The sequence below is a fragment of the Bradyrhizobium sp. 31Argb genome (assembly GCF_043638955.1).
Taxonomy (GTDB): Bacteria; Pseudomonadota; Alphaproteobacteria; order Rhizobiales; family Xanthobacteraceae; genus Bradyrhizobium.
Genome location: NZ_JBEGDB010000022.1, coordinates 29,801 through 54,868, shown reverse-complemented (window position 1 = coordinate 54,868; position 25,068 = coordinate 29,801). Strand labels below are relative to the sequence as shown.

The 25,068-nt window shown below is 63.4% G+C and carries 26 protein-coding genes and 1 pseudogene; 11 read left to right on the top strand and 16 right to left on the bottom strand.

Going from position 1 to position 25,068, the window contains the following annotated elements; all coding sequences use genetic code 11:
* Positions 1-365: 365 nt before the first annotated feature.
* Together AAFX91_RS06880 and AAFX91_RS06875 are read right to left on the bottom strand one after the other, a co-directional pair.
* Positions 366-1,364 (bottom strand): DMT family transporter, encoded by a 999-nt coding sequence (locus AAFX91_RS06880; protein WP_394565943.1) that lies wholly within the window; start codon positions 1,362-1,364, stop codon positions 366-368.
* 71 nt (positions 1,365-1,435) lie between these two features.
* Positions 1,436-1,915 (bottom strand): PaaI family thioesterase, encoded by a 480-nt coding sequence (locus AAFX91_RS06875; protein ID WP_394565942.1) that lies wholly within the window; start codon positions 1,913-1,915, stop codon positions 1,436-1,438.
* Positions 1,916-2,075: 160 nt separating this feature from the next.
* Here AAFX91_RS06875 and purL point away from each other — a divergent pair, with 160 nt between their 5' ends.
* Positions 2,076-4,283, top strand: a complete 2,208-nt coding sequence (purL, locus tag AAFX91_RS06870) for a phosphoribosylformylglycinamidine synthase subunit PurL (protein ID WP_394565941.1) — start codon at positions 2,076-2,078, stop codon at positions 4,281-4,283.
* A 119-nt stretch (positions 4,284-4,402) separates the two neighbouring features.
* On the opposite strand, the gene AAFX91_RS06865 is transcribed toward purL, so the two are convergent.
* A complete protein-coding gene (locus tag AAFX91_RS06865; protein WP_282531983.1) occupies positions 4,403-5,587 on the bottom strand; it encodes an acyltransferase in 1,185 nt (394 codons plus the stop codon).
* Positions 5,588-5,759: 172 nt separating this feature from the next.
* Here AAFX91_RS06865 and AAFX91_RS06860 point away from each other — a divergent pair, with 172 nt between their 5' ends.
* Both AAFX91_RS06860 and AAFX91_RS06855 read left to right on the top strand, forming a co-directional pair.
* Entirely contained in the window at positions 5,760-6,143 is a 384-nt protein-coding gene (locus AAFX91_RS06860; RefSeq protein WP_394565940.1) for a hypothetical protein, read from the top strand.
* Positions 6,144-6,250: 107 nt separating this feature from the next.
* Complete coding sequence (locus AAFX91_RS06855; RefSeq protein ID WP_028166384.1) at positions 6,251-6,424, top strand: DUF1328 domain-containing protein; 174 nt, start codon at positions 6,251-6,253, stop codon at positions 6,422-6,424.
* 69 nt (positions 6,425-6,493) lie between these two features.
* Here AAFX91_RS06855 and AAFX91_RS06850 read toward each other — a convergent pair whose 3' ends face one another.
* Complete coding sequence (locus tag AAFX91_RS06850) at positions 6,494-6,853, bottom strand: DUF427 domain-containing protein (protein ID WP_282531985.1); 360 nt, start codon at positions 6,851-6,853, stop codon at positions 6,494-6,496.
* A 173-nt stretch (positions 6,854-7,026) separates the two neighbouring features.
* On the opposite strand from AAFX91_RS06850, the gene AAFX91_RS06845 reads away from it, so the two are divergent.
* Together AAFX91_RS06845 and AAFX91_RS06840 are read left to right on the top strand one after the other, a co-directional pair.
* Entirely contained in the window at positions 7,027-7,272 is a 246-nt protein-coding gene (locus AAFX91_RS06845) for a BolA/IbaG family iron-sulfur metabolism protein (RefSeq protein ID WP_028166386.1), read from the top strand.
* 21 nt (positions 7,273-7,293) lie between these two features.
* Entirely contained in the window at positions 7,294-8,496 is a 1,203-nt protein-coding gene (locus tag AAFX91_RS06840; RefSeq protein ID WP_394565939.1) for a low temperature requirement protein A, read from the top strand.
* Here AAFX91_RS06840 and egtD read toward each other — a convergent pair.
* Positions 8,472-9,443: an L-histidine N(alpha)-methyltransferase gene (gene egtD / locus AAFX91_RS06835; RefSeq protein WP_130582357.1), complete on the bottom strand. Its 972-nt coding sequence runs from the start codon at positions 9,441-9,443 to the stop codon at positions 8,472-8,474. The genes AAFX91_RS06840 and egtD overlap by 25 nt on opposite strands.
* 109 nt (positions 9,444-9,552) lie before the next feature.
* A complete protein-coding gene (gene egtB, locus AAFX91_RS06830) occupies positions 9,553-10,806 on the bottom strand; it encodes an ergothioneine biosynthesis protein EgtB (protein WP_394565938.1) in 1,254 nt (417 codons plus the stop codon).
* 303 nt (positions 10,807-11,109) lie between these two features.
* On the opposite strand from egtB, the gene grxD reads away from it, so the two are divergent.
* The 4 genes and pseudogenes from grxD (at position 11,110) to AAFX91_RS06810 (ending at position 14,372) form a co-directional block, all read left to right on the top strand.
* The gene (gene grxD, locus AAFX91_RS06825; protein WP_394565937.1) at positions 11,110-11,442 is read left to right on the top strand and encodes a Grx4 family monothiol glutaredoxin; all 333 of its coding nucleotides are present in this window, start codon (positions 11,110-11,112) and stop codon (positions 11,440-11,442) included.
* A pseudogene (locus tag AAFX91_RS06820) lies at positions 11,439-11,775 on the top strand (macro domain-containing protein). Before grxD ends, AAFX91_RS06820 begins: the two are co-directional and overlap by 4 nt.
* A 43-nt stretch (positions 11,776-11,818) precedes the next feature.
* Entirely contained in the window at positions 11,819-13,102 is a 1,284-nt protein-coding gene (locus AAFX91_RS06815; RefSeq protein WP_394565936.1) for a serine hydrolase domain-containing protein, read from the top strand.
* A complete protein-coding gene (locus AAFX91_RS06810; RefSeq protein ID WP_394565935.1) occupies positions 13,083-14,372 on the top strand; it encodes a serine hydrolase domain-containing protein in 1,290 nt (429 codons plus the stop codon). The genes AAFX91_RS06815 and AAFX91_RS06810 overlap by 20 nt, the downstream gene beginning before the upstream one ends.
* 87 nt (positions 14,373-14,459) lie before the next feature.
* On the opposite strand, the gene AAFX91_RS06805 is transcribed toward AAFX91_RS06810, so the two are convergent.
* The 6 genes from AAFX91_RS06805 to AAFX91_RS06780 form a co-directional block, all read right to left on the bottom strand.
* Positions 14,460-15,527, bottom strand: coding sequence for a threonine aldolase family protein (locus AAFX91_RS06805; protein WP_394565934.1), 1,068 nt, complete (start codon positions 15,525-15,527; stop codon positions 14,460-14,462).
* 60 nt (positions 15,528-15,587) lie between these two features.
* Positions 15,588-15,866: a type II toxin-antitoxin system RelE/ParE family toxin gene (locus AAFX91_RS06800; RefSeq protein WP_282531991.1), complete on the bottom strand. Its 279-nt coding sequence runs from the start codon at positions 15,864-15,866 to the stop codon at positions 15,588-15,590.
* Positions 15,863-16,090, bottom strand: coding sequence for a hypothetical protein (locus AAFX91_RS06795; RefSeq protein WP_130580226.1), 228 nt, complete (start codon positions 16,088-16,090; stop codon positions 15,863-15,865). The genes AAFX91_RS06800 and AAFX91_RS06795 overlap by 4 nt, the downstream gene beginning before the upstream one ends.
* 86 nt (positions 16,091-16,176) lie before the next feature.
* A complete protein-coding gene (rpsD, locus tag AAFX91_RS06790) occupies positions 16,177-16,794 on the bottom strand; it encodes a 30S ribosomal protein S4 (RefSeq protein WP_130226225.1) in 618 nt (205 codons plus the stop codon).
* Positions 16,795-17,004: 210 nt separating this feature from the next.
* Positions 17,005-17,778: an acyltransferase gene (locus tag AAFX91_RS06785; RefSeq protein WP_394565933.1), complete on the bottom strand. Its 774-nt coding sequence runs from the start codon at positions 17,776-17,778 to the stop codon at positions 17,005-17,007.
* 193 nt (positions 17,779-17,971) lie between these two features.
* Complete coding sequence (locus tag AAFX91_RS06780) at positions 17,972-18,748, bottom strand: HpcH/HpaI aldolase/citrate lyase family protein (RefSeq protein WP_394565932.1); 777 nt, start codon at positions 18,746-18,748, stop codon at positions 17,972-17,974.
* A gap of 166 nt (positions 18,749-18,914) precedes the next feature.
* Between AAFX91_RS06780 and bla the strand changes: the two genes are divergently transcribed.
* Entirely contained in the window at positions 18,915-19,772 is an 858-nt protein-coding gene (gene bla, locus AAFX91_RS06775; RefSeq protein WP_394565931.1) for a class A beta-lactamase, read from the top strand.
* Positions 19,773-19,791: 19 nt separating this feature from the next.
* Here bla and murI read toward each other — a convergent pair whose 3' ends face one another.
* Positions 19,792-20,577, bottom strand: coding sequence for a glutamate racemase (gene murI / locus AAFX91_RS06770; RefSeq protein ID WP_394565930.1), 786 nt, complete (start codon positions 20,575-20,577; stop codon positions 19,792-19,794).
* Positions 20,578-20,774: 197 nt separating this feature from the next.
* Here murI and AAFX91_RS06765 point away from each other — a divergent pair, with 197 nt between their 5' ends.
* Positions 20,775-21,326, top strand: coding sequence for a cytochrome b (locus AAFX91_RS06765; RefSeq protein ID WP_130580223.1), 552 nt, complete (start codon positions 20,775-20,777; stop codon positions 21,324-21,326).
* 14 nt (positions 21,327-21,340) lie between these two features.
* Here the strand turns inward: AAFX91_RS06765 and purB are convergent, their stop codons facing one another.
* The 3 genes from purB to AAFX91_RS06750 form a co-directional block, all read right to left on the bottom strand.
* Positions 21,341-22,648 (bottom strand): adenylosuccinate lyase, encoded by a 1,308-nt coding sequence (gene purB / locus AAFX91_RS06760; RefSeq protein WP_394565929.1) that lies wholly within the window; start codon positions 22,646-22,648, stop codon positions 21,341-21,343.
* Between the two features lie 347 nt (positions 22,649-22,995).
* Entirely contained in the window at positions 22,996-23,649 is a 654-nt protein-coding gene (locus AAFX91_RS06755) for a response regulator (protein ID WP_394565928.1), read from the bottom strand.
* A complete protein-coding gene (locus tag AAFX91_RS06750; RefSeq protein ID WP_394565927.1) occupies positions 23,649-25,019 on the bottom strand; it encodes a histidine kinase in 1,371 nt (456 codons plus the stop codon). The genes AAFX91_RS06755 and AAFX91_RS06750 overlap by 1 nt, the downstream gene beginning before the upstream one ends.
* Between the last annotated feature and the right edge of the window lie 49 nt (positions 25,020-25,068).

Sequence of the window (25,068 nt, the reverse complement as noted above, 5' to 3'; positions counted from 1 at the left end):
TGTTGCACGGGACCCACGGGTGCAACCAGCACCCGGCTTTCCCTGCGCCCTCTGTTCAATGAGAGGGTGGAACGAGATGCAAACCTCGGGCAAATCATGCCGCGAGAATGCGAACTGTTGCTTCCTCATACTCCACCGTCATGCCCCGCGAAGGCGGGGCATCCAGTATCCGGGGGCTTCTCGGCTCAAGCACGACCGCCTCTGGGATACTGGATCGTCCGGTCAAGCCGGACGATGACAGCGGAGAGCTGTTTGACATTCGAATCATGAAGTCTGCGACGACGCCGTAGGGGTGGGCAAAGCGAAAGCGTGCCCACCATTGCGAGCAACCCGTTAGATGGTGGGCACGCTGCGCTTTGCCCACTCTACGCGCCCGTCAGCCGCGCCCGCAGCCAGTTCAGGGCGAGCTTGTAGCGGTCACCCGGAACGGTCATCGCTGCTACCCCTGCCATGACGAGCACAAGCCCGAGGGCGAGGTTCGAGGGTACGGCTTCGCCGAGCAGCACCACCGACAGGCCGACGCCGATCGGGATGCGCAGATAGCCTTGGGCATTGGTGGTTAGCGTGCCGAGCCGGGCGAGGCACATGTAGAACAGCATCAGGCCGATTGCGCTGGAGAAGATGCCCATGGTGGTGACGGCGGCAAGCGCCTGCGGCGTCGGATGCAGGGTCCAGGGGTGTTCGATGACGATGGCCGCCGGCAGCAGGATGAATCCGCCGAACAAGAGCGAGCCGGCGGCGACCACCATCGGGTCGTAATCAGACAGGCGGAGGCCGAAGATCGTCGCGCACGCAAACGAGATGGTGGCGAGCAGGATCGCGATCTCGGCGAAGATCTCGCTGCCGAGGCCGCTGAGTGCATCGAGGCCGATGATGACGGCGGTGCCGGCAAGGCCGAGGATCGCCCCAGTGAGTTTCAACAGCGTCGCGGGCTCATGCCGCGTGATGGCCCAGGTGATCAGGAAGGCGAAAATCGGCGTGGTCGAGGCCAGCACCACGGTGGGCGCTGCCGCCACGTATTGCTGCGCCCAGGTGATGACAAGGAACGGGATCGTCGAGTTGATGGTCTGCTGGAACGCGAACAGCTTCCACGCCTTGGCGTCGGTCGGAATGCGAAGGCCGCGGATGCGCAGGATCACCAGCAGAAACAGCGCCGCAATCAGGGAGCGGGCCGAGATGAAGGTGACCGGCGGGATCGAGCCGAGACCGATCTTGGTCAAGGGATAAGTCGAACTCCAGCAGCAGGCGAGCGCGAGCAGCAACGCATAATCCTGCCAGCGATGGTGCGGCCGCTCCAGGGCTGACAGCGCAGGCGTTTCCACGGCAGCCGTCACGCTACCCGTCCTTGATGTGCTCTTCGGCACCTGTTGCTCCCGGCGCATTGGCGCGCTGGAGCCAGTCTTAGCCTGGGCACGCAAAAAGGAAAGGTGGGGAGCTATGCGCTGGCCTCAAGCGGCGCCTTCAGCTTCACCCGCTTGATCGTCCCGGAGAAGGTAAATAGCGAGCGCTCACCCGCTTTCAGCATGCCGCGCAGGAAGATCAGCGAGCCGCCGGCGCGGGTCACTTCGCCCGTGCATTCGACCAGCTCGCCCTCGCGGGCCGCGTCGAGGAATTCGCAGGAGAATGCCACCGTCACGCCCGGGCCTTCCAATTCGGCCGAGGCAATCGCGAACAGGCAGTAATCCGCAAAGGCCATGAAGCAGCCGCCATGGACGTTGCGCATCCCGTTGAGGTGCTTCTTCTCCACCCGGAAAGCGCACTGCACGCGACCGTTCTCATCCATCCGGTGCCAGAATGGGCCGATATGGCTCTCGAAGCTGTCCCGGATCCAGGTGCGCCAGCCCTTGAATTCGCCCTCGGTCGCGACATGCAGGTCCGGGCGGCGGAGGAATGCGGTCTTGGAGAGGTCGTTCACGCTCGCAGACTTTCAAAATTGAGTTCCGATCCTTAAATCCGATCCTGTCCGTTTCTGCAAATTCGTCAGCCCGCGGCCGCCGCCGCAAAGCTCTGGACAGGGCGGAAAAGCGCCATAAAAGGCCTTTGCCCGCACCGCCGATCTACCTAATAAGGGACCCATGAACGAGCCCCAGATCACCCCCGAACTCGTCGCCGCCCACGGGCTCAAGCCGGACGAGTATGAGCGCATCCTGAAATTGATCGGGCGGGTGCCGACCTTCACCGAGCTCGGAATCTTCTCGGCGATGTGGAACGAGCACTGCTCGTACAAATCCTCGCGCATCCACCTGCGCGGACTGCCCACGAAAGCGCCCTGGGTGATCCAGGGGCCGGGCGAGAATGCCGGCGTGATCGACATTGGCGACGGCCAGGCCGTGGTCTTCAAGATGGAGAGCCACAACCACCCGAGCTATATCGAGCCCTATCAGGGCGCGACCACCGGCGTCGGCGGCATTTTACGCGACGTGTTCACGATGGGCGCGCGCCCCATCGCCTGCCTCAATGCGCTGAGTTTCGGCGCGCCCGAGCATCCGAAGACCCGGCATCTCGTCTCCGGCGTGGTCGCCGGCGTCGGCGGCTACGGCAATTCCTTCGGCGTGCCGACGGTCGGCGGGCAAGTCCGCTTCCATACCCGCTATGACGGCAACATCCTGGTCAACGCGATGGCGGTCGGTCTCGCCGACGCCGACAAGATCTTCTACGCGGCCGCCTCCGGCGTGAACATGCCGATCGTCTATCTGGGCTCGAAGACCGGGCGCGACGGCATTCATGGCGCCTCGATGGCCTCGGCCGAATTCGACGACAATTCCGAGGAGAAGCGGCCGACCGTGCAGGTCGGCGATCCCTTCGCGGAGAAGCTGTTGCTCGAGGCCTGCCTCGAGATCATGGAAAAGGGCTGCGTGATCGCGATCCAGGACATGGGCGCGGCGGGGCTCACCTGCTCGGCGGTCGAGATGGGCGCCAAGGGCGATCTCGGCGTCGACCTCGATCTCGACGCGGTGCCGACCCGCGAGACCGGCATGAGCGCCTACGAGATGATGCTCTCGGAGAGCCAGGAGCGCATGCTCATGGTGCTCAAGCCCGAGAAGGAGCAGGAAGCCGAGGCAATCTTCCGCAAATGGGGCCTGGATTTCGCTGTGGTCGGCTACACCACGCCAACCAAGCGTTTCGTGGTCAAGCATGGCGGCGACGTCATGGCCGATCTGCCGATCAAGGAACTCGGCGACGAGGCGCCGCTCTATGATCGCCCGCACACGGCTTGCGCCGCGCAGCCGGTGATCCATGCGCGCGATGTCGAGGCGCCGCTTGGCATTCCGCAGGCGCTGGAGAAGCTGATCGGCACCCCCGAGCTCTGCTCGAAGCGCTGGGTCTGGGAGCAGTACGATCACGTCATCCTGGGCAACACCGTGCAGCGCCCCGGCGGCGATGCGGCCGTGGTCCGCGTGCAGGATGGGCCGAAGGGGCTGGCGATGACCGTCGACGTGACGCCGCGCTATTGCGAGGCCGATCCTTATCAAGGCGGCAAGCAGGCAGTGGCCGAAGCCTGGCGCAACATCACCGCGGTCGGGGGCAAGCCGCTCGCGATCACCGACAATCTCAATTTCGGCAATCCTGAGCGGCCCGAGATCATGGGCCAGTTCGTCGGCTGCCTGCAGGGCATTTCGGAAGCCTGCCGCGCGCTGGACTTCCCGGTCGTTTCCGGCAACGTCTCGCTCTACAACGAGACCAACGGCCGCGCCATTCTGCCGACGCCCTCGATCGGCGGCGTCGGCGTGCTCGACGATTTCACCAAGTCCGCGACGCTCGCGTTCAAGGCGGAAGGCGAGGCGATCCTCCTGATCGGCGAGACCCATGGCTGGCTCGGCCAGTCCGTCTATCTGCGCGATATCTGCGGTCGCGAGGAAGGCGCGCCGCCGCCGGTCGATCTCGCCGCCGAGAAGCGCAATGGCGATGTCGTGCGCGGCATGATCCACGCTGGCACGGCGACCGCGGTGCATGACATCTCCGACGGCGGGCTGTTGATCGCGCTCGCCGAGATGGCGATCGCAAGCGGCATCGGCGCGCGACTGCTCGCGGCGCCGACGGCGCTGGTGCCGCATGCCTACTGGTTCGGCGAGGATCAGGCGCGCTACATCGTCACCGTACCCGAGGCGGACGCCGGCCGTGTGCTTGCGAAGATGCGGGGGTGCGGCATGCCATGCGCGCGCATCGGCACCACCGGCGGCGACGCGATCTCAATCGTGGGCGAAACGCCGGTGGCGATCACGACGCTGAACGAGGCGTTCGAGCGCTGGTTGCCGGCCTATATGAGCGGCAAGGCGACGTAGTCGCTCGGGCTCCCCCGTCATTGCGAGCGAAGCGAAGCAATCCATGTCGCCACTTGCGGAGGCATGGATTGCTTCGTTGCTGTCGCTCCTCGCAATGACGGCGGAGAAGACGAGGGCCTTCACAGCACGTGTTTCGCGCCTGGAATTTTCCGCAGCGCCGCCGTCGCCGCCCAGCTCAGCAGCACCGTCAGCACAAACGCGATGGCCGCCTTCACGATCGCCGGCCAATTGAAATCGAACATCCAATATTGCAGCCAGAGCACGATCGGATAGTGCACCAGGAACATGCCATAGGCATCAGGCTGCATCGGATCGAGGATGCTCCAGCCGGATTGTTTGAATCGCAGGAAATAGGCCAGGATCACGAACATGATGGCGACGCTGAAGGAAGCGAAGAAGAGACCGTAGGTCGCCTCATACCAGTCCGGCAGCCGTACCGGATTCCCGAGGATTTCGCGCTTGATGTAGATCAGCACCCACATCAGGCAATACGGAACGAGCGCCGCGACCGCCCAGCCCCAGCTACTCTTTGCAAGCCGGCCGTCTGCCGCCAGCAGACCGCGATCCAAATACATGGCGCCTATGCCCGCGCCGAAAAAGAAGTAGGTCGCATAGAGCAGCACGCGGCCGTGCTGCACCGAGAACGGTCCGAACTCGAACCAGCTCCCTGGCCCAAAGTGAACGCGCCCCGGAATGTAGAGCACGGCGGTGATCGCAAGCATGACCATGAAGAACAGGGTGGCCTGTTCATGACCCTTGAGCGATAGGCGATTGATCGGATCGATGACTTTGGGTGACAGCTTATATGCCGCGCTCGCGACGAGGTCGAAGGCGAGCAAGATCCAGAGAAACCAGATCGGGCCGCTCGGCCATGGCCCCACGGTGATGGTTTTCCACCAGAACTCGGAAAAGCTCAGATCCGGAGTTTGGCGCAGCGCGATGGGGTAATAGGCCAGCGGGATGAGCGTGAACGCGCAGACCACGAAGGGCAGGCCAAGTCGAACCAGGCGATCGAGCAGATATTGCAGTGGTCCTTTCCGAGCCAGCCCCGGCCACACGAACAGTCCCGACAGGAAGAAGAACATCGCCATGAAGAAGCTGTCAGTGGCGAGCACGACCATGTCGAAGCCGATCCACGATTTTGGATCGGTGTGTCCGAAATGCGTGTAGGGAATCACAGAGTGGTGCAACAGCACGACCAGCGTCAGGAAAGTTCGGGCGCGATCGAGCGCGGCGTTACGCGCTTTTGCTTTCGGTGCTGCGTGAGCCTCCGCCGTCGCCATGGTGTGGGAGATCGAGCTCATAGGCGCCCCCTCTGAGAGGTGATCGGTTGTGATGTTGCAACCCGGAACCGGATTGGGCAAGGCCCAATCATTAGCTGCCGAAAACGTCGATGTGATCTCGCGCTTGCGTGAGCAACGGAACGACGCGATTCGGCGGACGTTGGTGCGGCCGCATGCCATACGGAGAATTACCATGCGACACAAATTGCATCTATCGGCCGTCATCGCGATGTCATTGATGACGGCGTCATCAGCCGCCTTCGCGCAAGCGTCAGGTGGCGGCATCGGCGCCGGGAGAGCGCAGGCCGGTGCTTCGTCTGGCGTTGGCAGTGCGCCACCGCCGGCGGCTGTGCCGACCAATCCGGGATCGGCGGGAATTTCGTCGGCGCCCGGCGGACAATCAAGCTCCACGACCGGAATGGGCACCGGCGGAACGTCCACCACGCCCAACCCAACCCTCAGCCAGCCAAGCGCGCCCAATACGTCGCCGGGCACCACGGGGACCGGCCTGTCGCCGAACGGCATGCCGGACGATGACATCGTGACGCCTGGTTCTCCCGGACGCATGGGACGATAGGGAAAACCAGCAGGGCGAAGCGGGCGGCGAGCGATTCGCCGCCCATCGCTGTGGAACTCGCGCTATCGCCCGAGGTTACTCCCGCGAAGAAGCTGGAGAAGAGGGCGATGACGTTACTTAAATGGGCGCTGATTTTTCTTGTGGTGTCGATTATAGCCGGCTTGCTCGGCTTCACCGGCATATCGGCAGCCTCCGCCGATATCGCGCGGGTATTGTTCTATATTTTCGTCGTGATCTTCCTGGTGCTCCTGATACTCGGACTCACGATATTCAGAGCGTAGCCGCATCGTGATGCCCGGGCTTGTCCCGGGCATCCACGTCTCAGTACAGGGCAAGCAATCACTTTCGCTCTACGCCACTTCCTCGATCGTGACCTTGTCCGGATAGAACGCCAAGTGTCCCGCGATCTCCGTCATCGCTGGGAAGGGCGTCTCATAGGTCCAGATCGAATTTTCCAGCGTCTTGCCGTTGGCATTGATGCTGAAATAGCTCGCATCGCCCTTGTAGGGGCAATGCGTGGTGCGCTCGGTCCGGGAGAGCAGGGCCATGTTGGCATCCTGCCGCGGGATGTATTGCACGGCGGGATAGCTCGCTTCCTTCAGGGTCAGCGCATGGGTGGAGTCGGCGATGACGATATCCCCCGCCCGGACGCGGATGCGCTTGGGATTGGGGGTAATCGTGATCGGATGGTCGGGACCTGGGAGTTTCATGATTCTGCGCCTTTTTTGGTCAGTTCGTTGTGACCGAATGATGCAGCTAAAACGATTGGAAGCGGTATATAGTGCCTGATAGGATGACCTAGAAGAGCGCAAGCGCTAGGTTCTGCTCCGCGTGGCCGGCCGTGTCGGCCGCGATTTGAACGTCGAAATGGAGGTGTACTGGGATGCCGATGGACGCCCGCGATATCGAATCCATGATCAAGGCAGCCATTCCCGATGCCGTGGTGACGATCCGCGACCTGGCCGGTGACGGCGACCATTACGCGGCAACGGTGATCTCGGAATCCTTCCGCGGCAAGTCCCGTGTCCAGCAGCACCAGATCGTTTACCAGTCGCTCAAGGGACAGATGGGCGGCATACTGCACGCATTGGCGCTGCAGACCGGGGTGCCTGGCGGGCCCGAGGCCTGATCATCTCGCAAGGGGGCACCGATGGCTGCGGAGAATCGACGCGGCGCGATGTTTCGCGTCGTCGCGCCACATCAGCATAGCCGCGTCACCTATGCCGAGCTGTTCTACGATCTGGTGTTCGTGTTTGCGGTCACGCAGATCTCGCACACGCTGCTCCATCATTTCACGCCAATCGGCGCGGTCCAGGTCACGCTGCTGTTCCTCGCGGTCTGGTGGGTCTGGGTCTTCACGGCCTGGGTGACCAACTGGCTCAATCCGGAGCTGACGCCGGTCCGCATTCTCTTGTTCCTGATGATGCTCGGCGGCCTCGTGCTGTCGACCACAATCCCGACGGCCTTTGAAGGCCGCGGCCTGTGGTTCGCCATCGCCTATGTGGTGATGCAGGTCGGGCGTACCGCGTTCTGGTTCGTCTCCACGCCGCGTCACTGGACGGCGGTGCGCCACAATGCCATCCGCATCCTGGCCTGGCTCTCCACGTCTGCCGTGTTCTGGATCCTCGGCGGCCTTGCCGAGGGTGAGTCCAGGCTATGGCTGTGGATCATCGCGGTCGTGATCGAATATGTCTCGCCGGCGGCGCGGTTCTGGATTCCGGGGTTGGGGCCGTCCTCGCTCGAAGCTTGGGCGGTCGAAGGCGGCCATATGGCCGAGCGCTGCGCCCTTTTCATCATCATCGCGCTCGGCGAGGCTGTTGTCGTCAACGGCGCGACCTTTGCCGAGCTGAGCTGGACCACCGAGATCGTGCTGGCCTTCGTGTCCTCGCTGGTCGGCAGCATCGCGATGTGGTGGATCTATTTCCACAAAGGCGCCGAGGCCGGCTCCGAACTGATCTCGACATCGGCCGAATCAGGGAAATTGGCCCGCCTTGCCTACACCTATCTGCACATGCCGATCGTCGCCGGCATCATCCTGACGGCGGTGTCGGACGAGCTGGTGCTGAAGCATCCCGGCGGCCATTCCGATCTCAAGACGATCTTGAGCACGATCGGCGGCCCGCTTCTGTTCCTGGTCGGGACGATCCTGTTCAAGCTCTCGATCAGGGGCTTCCTGCAGCTCTCCCACATCGTCGGCATCGTCGCGCTGCTCGCGCTGAGCTGGTTCGCAAGCGAGCTATCGCCGCTATGGCTCTCGCTCCTTACGACTGCAATCCTGATCGCGGTCGCGGTATGGGAATCCGTGTCGCTGCGCTCGGCTTCGGAATCTCATTCCGAAGCCACCAGCGCGTGAACCGAGAACATCTTTGCCGCGTCGGTCCAGGACTGCCGGACGGTCCAGCCCGAGCTTCGGGCCAGCTCCGTGAAGCGCTCCAGCGAATATTTGTAGCTGTTCTCGGTGTGAATGCTCTCGCCGGGACGGAATGAAAAGGTGTTGCCGAGGACCCGTACGCTCTGTGCCTTGCGGCTGATCAGGTGCATCTCGATCCGGTGGCGGTCGCGGTTGTAGATCGAGCGATGGGAGAAGGCGGAGAGATCGAAATTGCCGCCGAGCTCGCGGTTGATGCGCACCAGCACATTCAGATTGAAGCGCGCGGTGACACCGGCTGAATCATTATAGGCGTTGTACAGCACGCGCTCGTCCTTCTCGAGGTCGACGCCGATGATCATCTGCGCGCCGGCACCTAAGATTTCACGCGCGGTGCGCAGGAGATCGGTGGCTTCCTGCGGCTCGAAATTGCCGATCGTCGATCCCGGGAAGAAGCCGACTTTCGGCATCTCAGCGATCTCGGCCGGCAGCGTGAACGGGGCGGTGAAGTCGGCCGCGACCGGATAGACGCGGAGGCCGGGAAAGTCCTTGCGCAGGCCGTCCGCTTGCGCGTTCAGGAAATCGCCGGAGATGTCGACGGGCACGTAGGCGCTGAATTCGCAGTGCTCGAGCAATAGGCGCACCTTGGTGGTCGCGCCCGCGCCGAACTCGACCAGCGCCGCGCCCGCAGGGATGATCGCGGCGATCTCGGCCCCGCGATCGCGCAAGATGCCGAGTTCGGTGCGGGTCGGGTAATATTCCGGCAGCACCGTGATCTGCTCGAACAGCTCCGAGCCGATCGCGTCATAGAAATATTTGGGCGACAGGTGCTTGGGATGTTGCGCGAGATGTCCGATGACATCTTCGGCAAAGGCTGCGGTCTGTTCGTCGAAGGCATAGGCCTTGGCTAAAGCGCGGGCATGCACATTCATGATACTCTCCTGAACGCGCCTTCCCGCGCGCTATGATTTTTGGTTGTTTTTGCGCATGATCGTTTCGGAAAACCGGCATCCGCCTTTCCGGATCATGCTTGAGAACCGATCAGGCGTAATCTGCGAGCCGTAATCCCGTAAATTGCCAGCGGTGGTGCGGATAAAAGAAGTTGCGGTAGGTGATACGGCTGTGACCGCTCGGAGTTGCAAGCGAGGAACCGCGCAGCACCAATTGATTGACCATAAACTTGCCGTTGTACTCGCCGAGCGCACCCTCGATTGCCCGGTAGCCCGGATAGGGTGAATAGGCGGAGCGGGTCCACTGCCAGACGATGCCGAAGGCGTCGTTGAGCTGGCCGGCGCGTGCGGCGACCTCCCATTCCATCTCGGTCGGCAGGTGTTTGCCGGCCCAGCGGGCGAAGGCGTCGGCCTCGTAGTAACTGACGTGAGAGACAGGAGCTGCCGGGTCGATCGGCTGCAGGCCGCCCAAGGTCATGATCTGCCATTGGCCGTCGACGTTGCGCCAGTGGCCGGGCGCCTCCCAGCCTTCCTTTTCGACGGTTGCAAAACCGTCCATCAGCCACAGCGTCGCTGTCGAATAGCCGCCGTCCTTGATGAAGGCGAGCCAGTCGGCGTTGGTCACAAGGTTTCGCGCTAGTTTGACGCGGCCGATCAGGGCGCGATGGGCCGGCTTTTCATTGTCGAAATGAAAGCTGTCGTCTGGATGCCCAATGGTGTGGATACCCTCGTTCAGCGTCACCCATTCCTCGCCGCCGCGCTGCGAGGCCGGGAAGCGCCATGCCGGATCGTAAGCCGGCGGGATCGGGTTCTGCGCGAAGGCGTGCAGGATGTCGGTCCACATCAGTTCCTGATGCTGCTGTTCATGATTGAGGCCGACCTCGATCAGCGGCACCAGCTTTGTCAGTTTCTCCTCGCCCGCGGCCTTGAAGAATTTCACCACGGCATCGTCGACATGGCGGCGATAGGCGGTGACTTCGTCGGCGCTTGGCCGGGTCAGGTGACCGCGCTGGGCGCGGGCATGGCGAGGGCCGGCGCTGACATAATAGGAATTGAAGAGATAGGCGTAGTCCGGATGGAAGGGCTTGTAGCCGTCCTGGTGCTCCCCGAGCAGAAACTGCTCGAAGAACCAGGTGGTATGGGCGCGGTGCCACTTTGCCGGGCTCGCATCCGGCATCGACTGGATCAGTTGGTCCTCCGCGGACAGGGGAGCGGCCCGGCGTTCGGTTTCATCCCGCACCGCGAGAAACGCCTCCACCAGACCCTGGGGCAGGGGACCGGAATCAGAAGCGCGTGAGGGGGAGGAGCGCGCCAGGGTGGCGGCAGCGGATGCTGGTTTCGTCACGGGTGTCTCCGAAATGCAGGAGAGAACGTTGCTATGCCAAACTGGTTCCCGACGGGCGGTCCGTCCTAGATAGGGGCTCCCGTTCGGGAAAAAAGCCTCCCGCGGTCATGATATTAGTGTCGTCAGACTATGGGCCCGAGGCCCGGCCGCCGCCCGAAAAGGGCCTCATGCATGCCAGCTCACCGCCATTTTGCTTTGGATGCACAACGGTTTGGGCTACATATATATCCAGTCGCGGGGTAAGCGGGTCGAGCCGGCCCACCAGCAATGCCGCAAGGGGCGGAGCCCCAAAGGGAAACGAAAATGAGCATCGAACAATTCATCGACAACGAAGTGAAGTCGAACGACGTCGTGCTGTTCATGAAGGGCACGCCGCAATTTCCGCAGTGCGGTTTCTCGGGCCAGGTGGTGCAGATCCTCGTCCACATCGGCGTGGGCTATAAGGGCTTGAACGTGCTGGAGTCCGCCGAGCTGCGCGACGGCATTAAGGTCTATTCAAACTGGCCGACCATTCCCCAGCTCTATGTGAAGGGCGAGTTCGTCGGCGGCTGCGACATCATCCGCGAGATGTTCCAGGCCGGCGAGTTGCAGCAGCTTTTCGCCGATAAGGGCGTTCCGGTCGGCGCCGCCGCCTGAGCCTGATGGCGCGCCAGCTCGGCAACGCGCGCCTCGAGGTCATCGTTGCCGACATCACCACCTTGCGCGTTGACGCCATCGTCAACGCAGCCAATTCGTCCCTCCTCGGAGGAGGCGGTGTCGATGGCGCGATCCATCGCGCCGCCGGACCCGAATTGCTCGCCGAGTGCCGCAGGTTGCGCGGCTGCGCAACCGGCGATGGTCGGGGCGGTCGCGGAGGGACTTGTCTCGGCGCCGGCGGTCAACCGGGTGATCTTCTGCTGCTTCTCGGAGGCCAGCGCTCGGCTGCATGAGCAGGCTTTGGCCGGTCTTGACGGCCCTTGTGCTGGTTGAGGCGCCGCCGCTACACTCTCGGCCGAATTCGGGAGGGGTCCAAATGAATTCATTTAAGTTGCTGCGCGTGCTGGCGACAGGCGCGCTGATGCTTGCTGCATGGCCTGCCGCTGGTGCGGAAGGAACCTTCGATATTCCTGCAGGCGCGCATTTCAACCAGGACAAGCTTGCGAAGATCGGAGCGTTCTTCGACAACGAGGTCGCGACCGGTAAGATCCCGGGCGCGATCGTCCTGATCCAGCAGCATGGCAAGCCGGTCTATCACCAGTCCTTCGGCGTGCAGGACGTGGTGAGCAAGGCGCCGATCACCGACAAGACGATCTTCCGCCTGTTTTCGATGACGAAGGCGATCACCGCTTTTGTCTCGGTGCAACTCCTCCAGGAGGGCAAGTTCAAGCTGGATGATCCGGTCGCGAAATACATCCCGTCCTTCGCCAATGTGAAGGTCGGTGTCGAGAAGAAGAACGAGGACGGCAGCAAGACGCTCGAACTGGTGCCGCCGGACCGGCCGATGACTGTGCTCGACCTGATGCGTCACACCTCCGGCATCACCTATGGCTTCTATGGCGACAGCTTGGTTCGCAAGGCCTATGCATCCTCCAATCTCTATGCCGGCGATTTCGATCTTGCCGAATTTGCCGAGCGGATTGCCAAGCTGCCGCTGCACAATCAGCCGGGTGCGCTCTGGCAATATGGCCACTCCACCGACGTGCTGGCGCGCATCATGGAGATCGTGTCCGGCAAGCCGCTGCTCGAAATCGAGCGGGAGAAGCTGCTCGATCCGCTCGGCATGAATGACACCCGCTTCCTCGTCACCGATCCGGCGAAGCAGAAGCTTTTGGCGCAGCCGATGCCGAATGACAGCAATTTCCGGGTCGGCCGCGAGAACGACCCGACGGTTGTCAAGAAAATGGAGTTTGCCAGTGGCGGCATGGTCTCCACCATGGCGGATTTCTCCCGGTTTGCGCAGATGCTGCTCAATGGCGGCACGTTCGAGGGCCGGACCTATCTGACCCCCGAGACCTTCAAGCTGATGACGACCGATCAGGTCGGTCCCACCTCCGGAGTGGGATGGGATTACTTCTATTTTCCCGGCGATGGCTTTGGCTTCGGGCTTGGCCTTGCGGTTCGGACCGATCCCGGCAACGCAAAGCCGCCGCCACCGGGCTCGCTGGGTGAACTGAAATGGGACGGCGCCAGCGGTTGTTATTTCGTGATCGACCGCAAGCAGGATCTGTTCTTCGTGCTCCTGGAGCAGACGCCGACCGAGCGGCAACGTATCCAGCGGACGCTGAAGCAGTTGGTCTATGAAGCAATGGAGAACTGAAGCTTTGTCGCGCCGCCTCGTTCTCGCGGCGGCGCTTGCGCTTCTGGTCGGCGCCGGATGTGGCGCCCGCGCGGAATCTCCGGCCACCGGCGCGCACCGCTTTTCCGCCGCGGGGCTCGCGCGTGTCAGCGACTACATCAAGAACGAGATCGTGACCGGCAAGATTCCGGGCGCTATCCTCTTGATCCAGCAGCACGGCAAGCCGGTCTATGACGAGAATTTCGGCGTCCGCGACGTCGCCACTCAGCTCTCGATGAGCGCGGATACCATCTTCCGCCTCTATTCGATGTCGAAGCCGATCACGTCGGTGGCCGCAATGATGCTGGTGGAGGACGGCAAGCTCGCGCTCGACGACCCCGTGTCGAAATACATCCCGGCATTCGCGGATATGAAGGTCGGCGTCGACCAGCGAGCGGAGAACGGCAGTACGACGCTTGCGCTGGAGCCGCTCAAGCGTCCGATCACGATCGAGGATCTGCTGCGCCATACTTCCGGTTTGACCTATGGCTTCTCCGACGACAGCACGGTACGAAAGCTCTACGCGGATGCGAACCTTTTCAACGGCGACTGGACCAACGCCGAATTCGCCGAGCGGATCGCGAAATTGCCGCTCGCCGAGCAACCCGGCACGCTCTGGGATTATGGGCATTCCACCGATGTGCTCGGCCGCGTGATCGAGGTTATCTCGGGAAAGACGCTGTACCAGTTTGAAAAGGAGCGGCTGCTCGATCCGCTCGGGATGAACGAGACTGCCTTCTACGTCGCCGATCCCACGAAGCGGCCGCGCATCGCCGAGCCGATGCCGGACGACCATGTGCTCGGCCCGACCACCATGGTCAGCGATCCCATGCAGCCGCGCAAATGGGAGACGGGCGGCGCCGGCATGGTTGGCACCATCGGCGACTATGCCCGGTTTGCGCAGATGCTCTTGAACGGCGGCACATTCGAGGGGCGGCGCTATCTCAAGCCGGAGACCATTGCGCTGATGACGAAGGATCATATCAGCCCGGAGACGAAGATCGCGCGCGATGATCGCTATTACCCCGGCGCGAACAGCGGCTTCGGCCTCGGCTTTGCCGTGCGCACCTCGGTGCCGCCGGGCACGTCATGGCCCACAGGGGAATACCGCTGGGACGGCGTCGCCGGCACCTTCTTCTTCATCGATCCCGAAGACGACATGTTCGGGATCTTCATGGTGCAGACCCCCTCGCAGCGCGGGCGGATTCAGCTCGAACTGAAGACGCTGATCTATCAGGCGATGGGACGGTGAACCGTAGGGTTTCGTAGCCCGGATGGAGCGAAGCGTAATCCGGGACAGTCTCCCCGGATTACGCTTCGCTCCATCCGGGCTACAGGTCTACGCTCCGCGCACGATTTCCCGCACCAGGCTGACCGTTTCCTCGATCATGCCGGGCGTCACATCGAGATGCGTGCAGGCCCTGATGCGACCGTCCATCATCGCGAGCAGGACGCCGCGCCTACCCAACTCGGCGACCATCTTGTCGCCGGCGACACCCGCACCATCGGGTTTGAAGAAGACGAGATTGGTTTCGGGTTGTTGCACCTCGACGCCGTCGATCTGCGACAGCCCGCGCGCCAGCGCTCCTGCATTGGCGTGATCGTCGGCGAGGCGGTCGACATGATGGTCGAGCGCGTAAATGCAGGCGGCAGCGCAGATGCCGGCCTGGCGCATGGAGCCGCCGAGGCGCTGTTTCCAGCGCCAGACTTCATCGATGAAATCGCGGCTGCCTGCGATCACGCCGCCGATCGGCGCGCCCAGTCCCTTCGAGAAATCGATCCAAGCGGAATCCCAACCCTTCGCCATGTCGCGTGCGGAAACGCCGGTAGCGACGCAGGCGTTGAGCAGCCGCGCGCCGTCCATATGGGTGGCGAGCCCATGGGCTTTGGCGATACCGACGATCTCGTCGAGCGCAGACTTTTTCCAGATCGTGCCGCCGCCGATATTGGCGGTCTGCTCGACGCTGACGAGCACCTGCGGCGGCTGGTAGCGTGAACGCGGATGCAGTGCCGCACGGAATGTCTCCGGCGCGAACTGGCCATCCTCGCCGGAGAGCGGCGTGATCTGGAAGCCGCCGAGCGCGGCATGCGCGCCGCCTTCGCGGGCGATGATATGGGCGGTCGCATGCGCCAGGATCTCGTCGCCGGGCCGGCAATAAGCCAGCGTCGCGGCGACGTTGCACATGGTGCCTGAGGGCATGAACACCGCGGCCTCCTTGCCGAGCAGGTCGGCAACGCGCTCGCAGAGCAGGTTTACCGTCGGATCATCGCCGATCTGCTCGTCGCCAACTTCCGCCCGCGCCATCGCCTCCCGCATCCCGGGCGCCGGGCGCGTCTGGGTGTCGGACAAGAGATTGATGCGAACGGGTGGAGCCTTGGGATCGCGCGGGGCAGGGGTGTAAGACATGGACTTTCCTTATTGCTCCGTGACGTCGTCGTGCCGGTAAATTGCAGCGCAAATCACCTGTCAGCCGATCGGTCGCCGGGCGGCGTGACGAAACCGCATAATGATAATTTCGGTCGCGGTCACGCGATAATCAATTAGGTAAGGATAGGGGTTCACCGGAAGACGACGGACGTTAGGACGGCTCGTTGCACGGCCTGCGCGGGGATGCTCTTGCAACAGTGCGACGAGCGCCGCGATCCGGTCACGAACGTGAACCGCGCCTTGAGGTGATCGTGCTTCGATGTAGGTGAGGACTTGATCGACTTGCGCAAGCGCACGGCGCGTGTAGCGGATGTTCACAGCCCGTGCTTTGCCCACATGGCTCGTACTTCGTCGGCGGAGGCGAGGTCGCCGCGCGCAATCTCGGCGTCAGCTTCCGCCAGATCGGCTTCTTCCTCGGGTGTCAACTGAATGGGCGGCTGATCGACGCCCGCAAGCTCCAGCATGGCGCGCGCGAGCTCGTCCTGCTCTGCATCGGGCAGGTTGGCAACCGTACTAAACGCTTCTTCGAGTAATCGGGTCATGGATGAAACTATAATACCAATTTGGTGCCCAAACAAAAAGGCCCCGGGGAAACCGGGGCCTTCGATACCTCAAACTTTCCGTCCGATCAGCGCGAATAGAATTCGACGATCAGATGCGGCTCCATCTGCACCGGGAACGGCACATCAGACAGGCCGGGAATGCGGATGAACTTCGCGGTCATCTTGCCGTGATCGACCTCGATGAAGTCGGGCACGTCGCGCTCGGGAAGCTGCGAGGCTTCCAGCACGGTGACGAGCTGCTTGGAGGCTTCCTTGACCTCGATCACGTCGCCGAGCTTGAGCCGGTAGCTGCCGATGTTGACGCGGCGGCCGTTCACCTTGACGTGGCCGTGGTTGATGAACTGGCGGGCAGCGAACATCGTGGGCACGAACTTGGCGCGGTACACGACGGTGTCGAGACGGCGCTCCAACAGGCCGATCAGGTTCTCACCGGTGTCGCCCTTCAGGCGGCCGGCTTCGACATAGATGCCGTGGAACTGGCGCTCGGAAATATTGGCGTAATAACCTTTAAGCTTCTGCTTGGCGCGGAGCTGCACGCCGAAGTCGGAGAGCTTGCCCTTGCGGCGCTGGCCGTGCTGGCCGGGGCCGTATTCGCGCCGGTTCACAGGGCTCTTCGGGCGGCCCCAGATATTCTGGCCCATGCGGCGATCGATCTTGTATTTCGCCTCACTGCGCTTTGTCATCGCGTCCTCTTCAGGTCAAATGTGGGTTTGAGGAGACGCGCCCTCCTGTGCAGCCTGCCATTTGGCCGGTGCCGACAGGTTCGCCTCGAAAGCTCGAGGACGAACCACGGGTCGCGAAACGCTTCGCGGGCCGAAACCGGCCCGCGAGCAGGGGGCTTTTAGGGGAAAGATGGCCGTCCTGTCAACGAAAGAGGTGGATTTTTAGCACCGTCACGTCGCGATTGCCGGGACCGCTCGCTTGGTTTGCTGCCGATTGACCCGCAGTTCCGCTGCTATTTCGGTGTTCAGCACCTGTTCCAGTCGGCACAGCGTCCGGGCGATGAGGGCGGCATCGGTGATTCGGTGGTCCCAGCGCAGAACCACGCCGATCGTCCCGTCCTCCTCCACCCCATAGCTGAGGATGAACGGCCCCGGTGTGACAGCGTGCAGTTCCCCGGGGCCGATGGCCGCCACCGACGTCACGGAGAAACTGCCGAAATAATTGGCGCGCTGGCGTCCGGAATTTAGCCCGATCCACCAGAGCAGGCGGCGCAGCGGCAGCGGCAGCCCGGACGCCCTCAGCGCCTTTCTGAACGCCGCCACTTCCTCGACCGGCGCCTCCTTGGCGTGGTGGATCAAGGCATCGATCTCCGCGAGCGGCTTGATCTCAGGGGTACCGATCTTTTGCGGCAGCACGCAATCCTCGCCGTCCACGACGCGGGCGATTGCGACGGTAGCGGCGCTGCGCGGCAGCTCGTAGAAGCCGGGCCACGGCCATTTGACGTAGAGCGTCCGCAAGGCCGGCTCGTCCTTCGCGACCAGGGCAAAGGCTTTCACGAAGATCGCCGCCCAGCCGGCCGGACGGGCCGCCTCTGCGCGGGCATCCACCAGGTCCCTGATGTTCAGGAGGCGCGTGAGCGACACGAAGGGGATGTCGAGCGACGCACGCATCAGATCGGCGATGAAACAGCGCGGGATTGAGATTTTTCGGGCCGTTCCGCGCATTACTCCGCCGGGTGTTCCAGATTCAATAAAAGGCTGGCGAGCCGGTATATGCGCTCGCCAGCCCTGAACCGAGCATGAACCAACGGCCTTCCAGCACATAGCCGGTTCCGGCGCCGGGATGGGTGTGGCGTCCCGCCGCACCGCCGGCGATCACGGCGACCCTGGCAGCCGGCTCATGGCGGGAGAAGCAACCCTAGCGCCTGATTCCTGCAAAGCTGGCGGCAATGCCGCGCTGGAGCAGGGACCAGTCGAAGCCCAGCGCGAGCGCCACATAGCCGCGTTCGATCATCGCGTTGGCCTGTTCGGCGGACCGCGCCACTCCGCCGATCGGCACGCCGCTCTTGAGGATGCCTTTCTCGGCGCGCTGCATTAGCGCCACCACTTCGGGATCATCGGGAAGGCCGCGCTTGTTGATGGAGGTGGCGAGGTCGCCGGGCCCGATCACGGCGATGTCGATGCCGGGAGTGGCCATGATCTCGTCGATCCGTTCGACCGCTTCGACATGCTCGATCGTGATCATGCAGATCATGTCGTCATCGGCCGTAGCCATGTACTCCGGCATAGAGACGCCCCAGCGGAACGGCGCGTGGAATGGTCCCCACAGCCGGTCACCTTTGGGCGGATACCGCACGCTGCGCGCGGCCTTCTCGGCCTCGGCGCGGCTGCAGATCATCGGGAAGTTGATGCCGAGCGCGCCGATGTCCATCGGCGCCTTGGCAAGCCAGGGCTCGTTGGCGGCAATGCGCGCCATCGGCACACATGGTGTGCCGGAGGTTGCCACGATCATCGCATGCGCGGTGCCGAGGTCGATCGGGCCGTGCTCGAGGTCGACGATGATCCAGTCGAGCGACTGCGCCATGATCTGCACGGTCTGGATGCTCGGGATGGTGGCGATCGCGCCGAAGGTCGGGCGCTTCTCTCGCCATTGCTGTCGCAGCCGGTTGAGGGGAGTTGGCTTCGATGAGGACAAAGCGGGTCTCCACAGCTTGTGTTGAGGGCGCGCTATTCGATCACCGATATCATAAAGACAAAATCAGTACGCATCGAGTGCTTGACTGCTTGCTTTGGCGTCACGTCTCGTTGGTGTGCGAGGCAACGGATGCCACCCGAAAGAAGCCCCATTCGAAGGAACCCCAATGATTTTCACCAGACGCTCGTTGCTGACAGCTTTGTCGTGTCTGGCCATCTCGCCCGCGCGAGCGCAGGAGCAGCCGTCACTGTTTGAAGCCTATGAGCGCGAGACGGGTGGGCGGATCGGCGTCTATGCCGAGAATGTGGCCACAGGGGCCAAGATCACTTGGCGAGCTGACGAGCGCTTTGTCATGTGCAGCACATTCAAGGCCTCGCTTGCCGCGTGCGTCCTGGCCCGCATCGATCGTGGCGAAGATCAACTTGAGAACGTGGTGCGATACCGTGCCGCCGATCTTCTCCACCATGCACCGGCGGCAAGGCAGAACCTGTCGAGCGGAGCGATGTCGGTCGCCGACATGTGCAAGGCTGTGGTCGAGCTCAGCGACAATACCTGCGCCAATCTGCTGCTGGCGCGGATTGGCGGTCCCGCTGCGCTCACTGCTTTTTGGCGCGATACGGGCGATACCGTCTCGCGCCTCGATCACTATGAACTTGAGCTCAATCGCTCTCCGCCCGGCGATCCGCATGACACGACCACGCCTGCCGCCATGGCCGGCAATCTGCGCCATTTCGTGCTTGGCGAGGCACTGTCACCGGCGTCGCGCGAACGCCTCACGGACTGGATGCTGAACTGCAAGACCGGAAACAACCGCCTTCGCGGTGGTTTGCCCAAGGACTGGAAGGTCGGCGACAAGACGGGCAACAATGGCAAGGATGCTGCGGGCGACATCGCGGTGGTTTGGCCTCGGGGAGGCGGACCGGTGCTGATCTCGGCCTATACGCATGGCGGTTCGCCGACCACCGCACAGCTCGAGGCCGTTTTCGCGAAAATCGGGCAAATGGTCGGCCGGCAATTCGGCTAGCCAAAACGGGTATGCGGCCTCAGGCCGGGACGCGGCCGCCGAAAAACGGCATCAACGCCCGGCTCAGCCTATGCGGGCGGTTGGACGTGAAGAGCATTTCGGCGCCGGCCTCGTCTCTGCTATCGCCGGGCGGGCCGAGCAAATCGGAAACGCGTCGCGCGATGGCGGGCGCCGGGTCGATCCAGTCGACTGGCCATGGCGCAAGCTTCACCAGGCGATCCAGCAGCAAGGGAAAATGCGTGCAGGCAAGTACCACAGTGTCGGTGCGTGCCGCGCCGTCGACAAAGCAGGGGGCCAGTTCAGCGGCGATATCGACGTCGCTGACATCCTGACCGCTCAGCGCCGCTTCCGCCAGCGAAGCGAGCTCGCCCGACCCGACCAGCGTCACCTCGCAGCCCTGTCCGAAATCGTGGATCAGCTTTTTCGTATATTCGCGCTTGACGGTGCCCTTGGTGCCCAGCACGGACACGCGCTTGGTCTTCGAACTGGCGCAGGCCGGCTTGATCGCCGGCACGGTTCCGACGAATGGCAGGTCGTAGGCGTCCCGCAGGTGTGACATGACGAGCGTCGAGGCGGTATTGCAGGCGATCACGACCAGATCGGGCGTGTGTCTCCCGATCAATTCGCCGAGTAGCGGCACCACGCGCGCGATGATCTCGTCCTCGCCATGGTGGCCATAGGGAAAGAAGGCGTCGTCGGCGACATAGACGTAATGCGCGTCAGACCGGGCGCGCACGATCTCGCGCAATACCGTCAGCCCGCCGAGGCCGGAATCGAATACCAGAATGGTTGGGGGCGCCGCCACGATTTAACCTTATCCCATTTCAGCGTTACGATTCAGTTGATTTGAGGGCACCGCCGGCCTTGCGGCTCGGTCCCAGGCCCGGGTGGAGATTCTGGAACGATTCAAATCGCCTTGATCGGACCGGAGCGTTATCAGGGCGCGGCGCTGCAGCGCGGTAAAGCGGCGGCGACGAACTCGAAGCCGATGGGGCCGGGCGCATGATCCGAAACACGACATCGAGCTGGGGCAGCGTTGCGCGTGGATTCCACTGGGTGCTTGCGGTCGCCATCATCGGCATGATCGGATTCGGCTGGTGGATGAACCATATCCCCGCTCGCCCGGACCGCTTCTTCTATCGCTCGATCCATGCCGATATCGGCTATGTCGTGCTGCTCGTGACCCTGCTTCGGCTGGTCTGGCGCGGCGTCAACCCGACGCCGGCGCTGCCGGAGGATACGTTGCGCTGGCACCGGATCGCCGCCCGGGTCAGCCATTTCGCGCTCTATGCCGTCACCATCCTGGTGGCGGTGCTGGGCTGGGCACATTCCGGGGCCCGGACGCCCAATTATTCGGACTGGTTCGGGCTGTTTCACGTGCCGCAGATCACCTCGCCTGATCGGGCCGCGGCGCAGGCCTACGAGGTCAGGCACATCTACTTCGCCTATGTGCTGCTGGCGCTGATCGGAATTCACATCGCCGCCGTCGCCTGGCACCACTTCATGCGCCGCGATCGCGTCGCCGCCCGCATGGTCGACGGAGCGCCGGGCTAGGCTCTGGACCGGGGTCAGGCTTCCCCGAACACGCGCTTGAAGATTGTGTCGACGTGCTTGAGGTGATAGCCGAGGTCGAACTGCTCTTCGATTTCGGCGTCACTTAGATATTTCCTCACGTCCGGATCTTTCTTGAGCAGCGTCAGGAAATCGCCTTCGCCGCGCCAGACCGGCATGGCGTTGCGCTGCACGAACTTGTAGGCGTCCTCGCGGCTCGCGCCCTTTTGCGTCAGCGCGATCAGCACCCGTTGCGAATGCACGAGGCCGCCGAGGCGATCGAGGTTCTTCTGCATGTTCTGCGGATAGACCAGGAGCTTCTCGACCAGGCCGGCGAGGCGGACCAGCGCGAAGTCGAGCGTCACGGTGGCGTCCGGGCCCATCATGCGCTCGGCGGAGGAATGCGAGATGTCGCGTTCGTGCCAGAGCACGACGTTCTCGAGTGCGGGCACTGCATAGGCCCGCACCATCCGCGACAGGCCGGAGAGGTTCTCCGACAGCACCGGGTTGCGCTTGTGCGGCATTGCCGACGAACCCTTCTGCCCTTCCGAGAAGAATTCCTCGGCTTCCAGCACCTCGGTGCGCTGCAGGTGACGGATTTCGATAGCCAGGCGCTCGATGGAGGCGGCGATCACGGCCAGCGTCGCGAAATACATCGCATGGCGGTCGCGCGGGATTACCTGGGTCGAGATCGGCTCCGGCTCGAGCCCCATCGCTTTGGCGACATGCTCTTCGACGCGCGGGTCGATCTGCGCAAAGGTGCCGACTGCGCCCGAGATCGCGCAGGTCGCGACTTCCTTGCGGGCGGCGACGAGCCGCGCCCGGGCACGGGAGAATTCCGCATAGGCGTAGGCGAGCTTGAGGCCGAAGGTCACCGGCTCGGCGTGGATGCCGTGGGAGCGGCCGATGGTCGGCGTCATCTTGTGCTCGAAGGCGCGCTTCTTCAGCGCGGCCAGGACCTTGTCGATGTCGGCAAGCAGGAGGTCCGCGGCGCGGGTGAGCTGCACGTTGAGGCAGGTGTCGAGCACGTCGGAGGAGGTCATGCCCTGGTGCACGAAGCGCGCCTCGGGGCCGACGATTTCAGCGAGATGGGTCAGGAAGGCGATGACGTCGTGTTTGGTCTCCCGCTCGATCTCGTCGATCCGCGCGACGTCGAAGGTTGCGTCCTTGCCCTTGGCCCAGATCGTCTTCGCAGCCTCCTTGGGAATGACGCCGAGTTCCGCTAGCGCATCAGCCGCATGCGCCTCGATCTCGAACCAGATCTTGAAGCGGGTCTGCGGCTCCCAGATCGCGGCCATCTCCGGGCGGGTGTAGCGGGGGATCATGGAAAACTCCGAGGTGCGGGCAGGGGCGGCAAACGAGCTCCCAGCCGGTTGTTTTTACACCGCGCTTTAGCAAATCGATCCCGTAGAGGCCACCGATTCGAGCCTTCCGCATGAGGAAAATGGGCCTCTCGGCGCGCGAACGGGTTGATCTGATCCACGACGTCCTGTCATTCCCCGCCACCGGGTCTCGCCTTCGGCGAGCCCGATGACAGGCTCCGTCGGGGAATCCAGTACGCTGCGGCCTCTCGGCTCAAGCACTGGCGTCTGTGGAATACTGGATCGCCCGGTCAAGCCGGGCGATGACGACAGCCATCCATGCCCCCACATCGCGCGATGGATTGCTTGCTCTAAAGGCTGGTCAACCCGCACTCGACGGCGAGGCGGACGAGCTGCGCATCGGTCCGCATGCCGGTCTTGGTCTTGATCAGGTAATGATAGTTCTGAACCGTCTTCATGCTGAGATTGAGGTTTGCGGCGATCTGCTCCGTGGTCGAGCCGGCAGCCAATTGTCGCAGGATCTCGATCTCCCGCTCCCCCAATTGGTCAAGGACTGATCCTGACGGAGTCAGGCTTTCCATCGCCAGGGCATGGGCGACGTCATCGCTCATCGCATGTTCGCCACGCGCCACCGAACGGATCGCCGCGATCAGCACAGTCGGTTCATTGCACTTGGTGACATAGCCGCTTGCCCCCGCGCTGAAGGCGGCCTTCACCAGCGCTGCCTCGCTATGCATGCTGAACACGAGAATGCGCGCGGCAGGGCTGCGCTGGCGGATGTTCCTGATAGCTTCGAGCCCGCTGGCACCCGGCATCGAGATGTCCATCACCACGACATCAGGGGCGTGGGTCTTGAATGCGCGGTAGGCCTCGGCTGCGTTGTCGGCCTCAGCGACCACCCGGAAGTCGCCTTGATGCTCCAGGACGCGCCGATAGCCTTGCCGGACCACGGGATGGTCGTCGACAAGCAGGATCGAAATGCCATGGGTCTTCGGCGCCGGCATCAGGCGGCGAGCGGGATCGTGGCGGCGACGCTCAGGCCGCGCCTTGCACGCGCGATCGACAGCGAACCGCCGAGAGCGGTTACTCGCTCGCGTATTCCGGTCAGGCCGAAGCCGACGGACTGCGCCACCTTGGCGGCATCGCCGCCGCCGTCGTCCTCGACGCGAACCAGCAGCGCATTTTCCACACCCGTCCGCCGCTCGATCCGAAGCACGATCTCGCGCGCCGCGCTGTGGCGCAACGAGTTGGTCAGGCATTCCTGAGCCACACGGTAGGCGGTCGCGGCGACGGCGCCTCGCACGTCGGCGAAATCGCCTTTGAGGTCGAGCTGGATCATCGGCTGCGTTGCGTGCTGCGATCGCCAGCTATCAACGAGGTTGATGAGGCTCGCCTCCAGCCCGAGTTCCTCGGCGGGCGGGTGGCGCAGGCGGTTCAGCGTGCCGCGCAGGCAAGCCATGATGTGCAGCGTGGCCTGCGAGATCATCCGCGCATCCTGCGCGACGTCGCCTCGGTCCTGCTCCTGCGCGCTGGCCGCTTCGATCGTGTTGGCGAAGGCCAGGATCGCCGCGAGATTTTGTCCGAACTCATCGTGCAGTTCGCGCGCAAGCACGCGCCGCTCGTCGCTGCGGATTTCAAGCAGCCGGCGGGTCAGGACGGCCCGTTCTTCCGTGGCCTGCGCGAGGCGATCTCCGAGGTCGCTGACGGCCTGCCCAATCATGGCAAGTTCCATCGAGCGGAAGCGCGGAAGCGATGTTCGATATTGACCGTTCGCCATGCGCTGCAGTGCGGTAACGATCAACTGCGCCGGAGCCAGTGCATGCGCAATCGCGAGCGAGGCAAGCAGGGCGATGGCCACCGCCATCAGCAGCGCGACGTGAACGTTGTCGAGGATGTGCTGCCAGGCCAGCGATATCGCGGCGTCGGGATCGGCAATGGCCGTGACCGTGCCTGCAGTGGTCGAGCGCGCACTTATCGGCCGGGCGACCGCGGCGTGGTCGCCAAGGAATGTCTCCACGGCGGCTGCGAACCAGTGCGGTGGAGATGCGCCGATCCCTTTGCTCTGGCCGCAAAGCGGATTCTCGAACTCGCCCTTCGGTTCAAACTGGACGCAGACGCCCGGCGAAATCAGGCTCATCGTCTGAGTGGTGCGCCATTCCGGTACCGGCAAAAGGTGTTCGCGTGTCCTGTTGCCGCGCAACAGCAATTCGCGCCAGTAGAGCGCTTCCAGCGCTTGCGAGACCCGTTCGGCGGATGCGGCCGTGGCGCGGTCGACGCTGTGGTAGGCGTCGATCGTCGCCCAAACGGTGGCGCCGCCCAGACACAAGATGACGATGACGAGCAGACGGGCGACGAGCTGGAGCACGAGGCGCATGCGATCACTCCGCGGCTTCTAGATGACCGTAACAGCACCGCCATTTGAC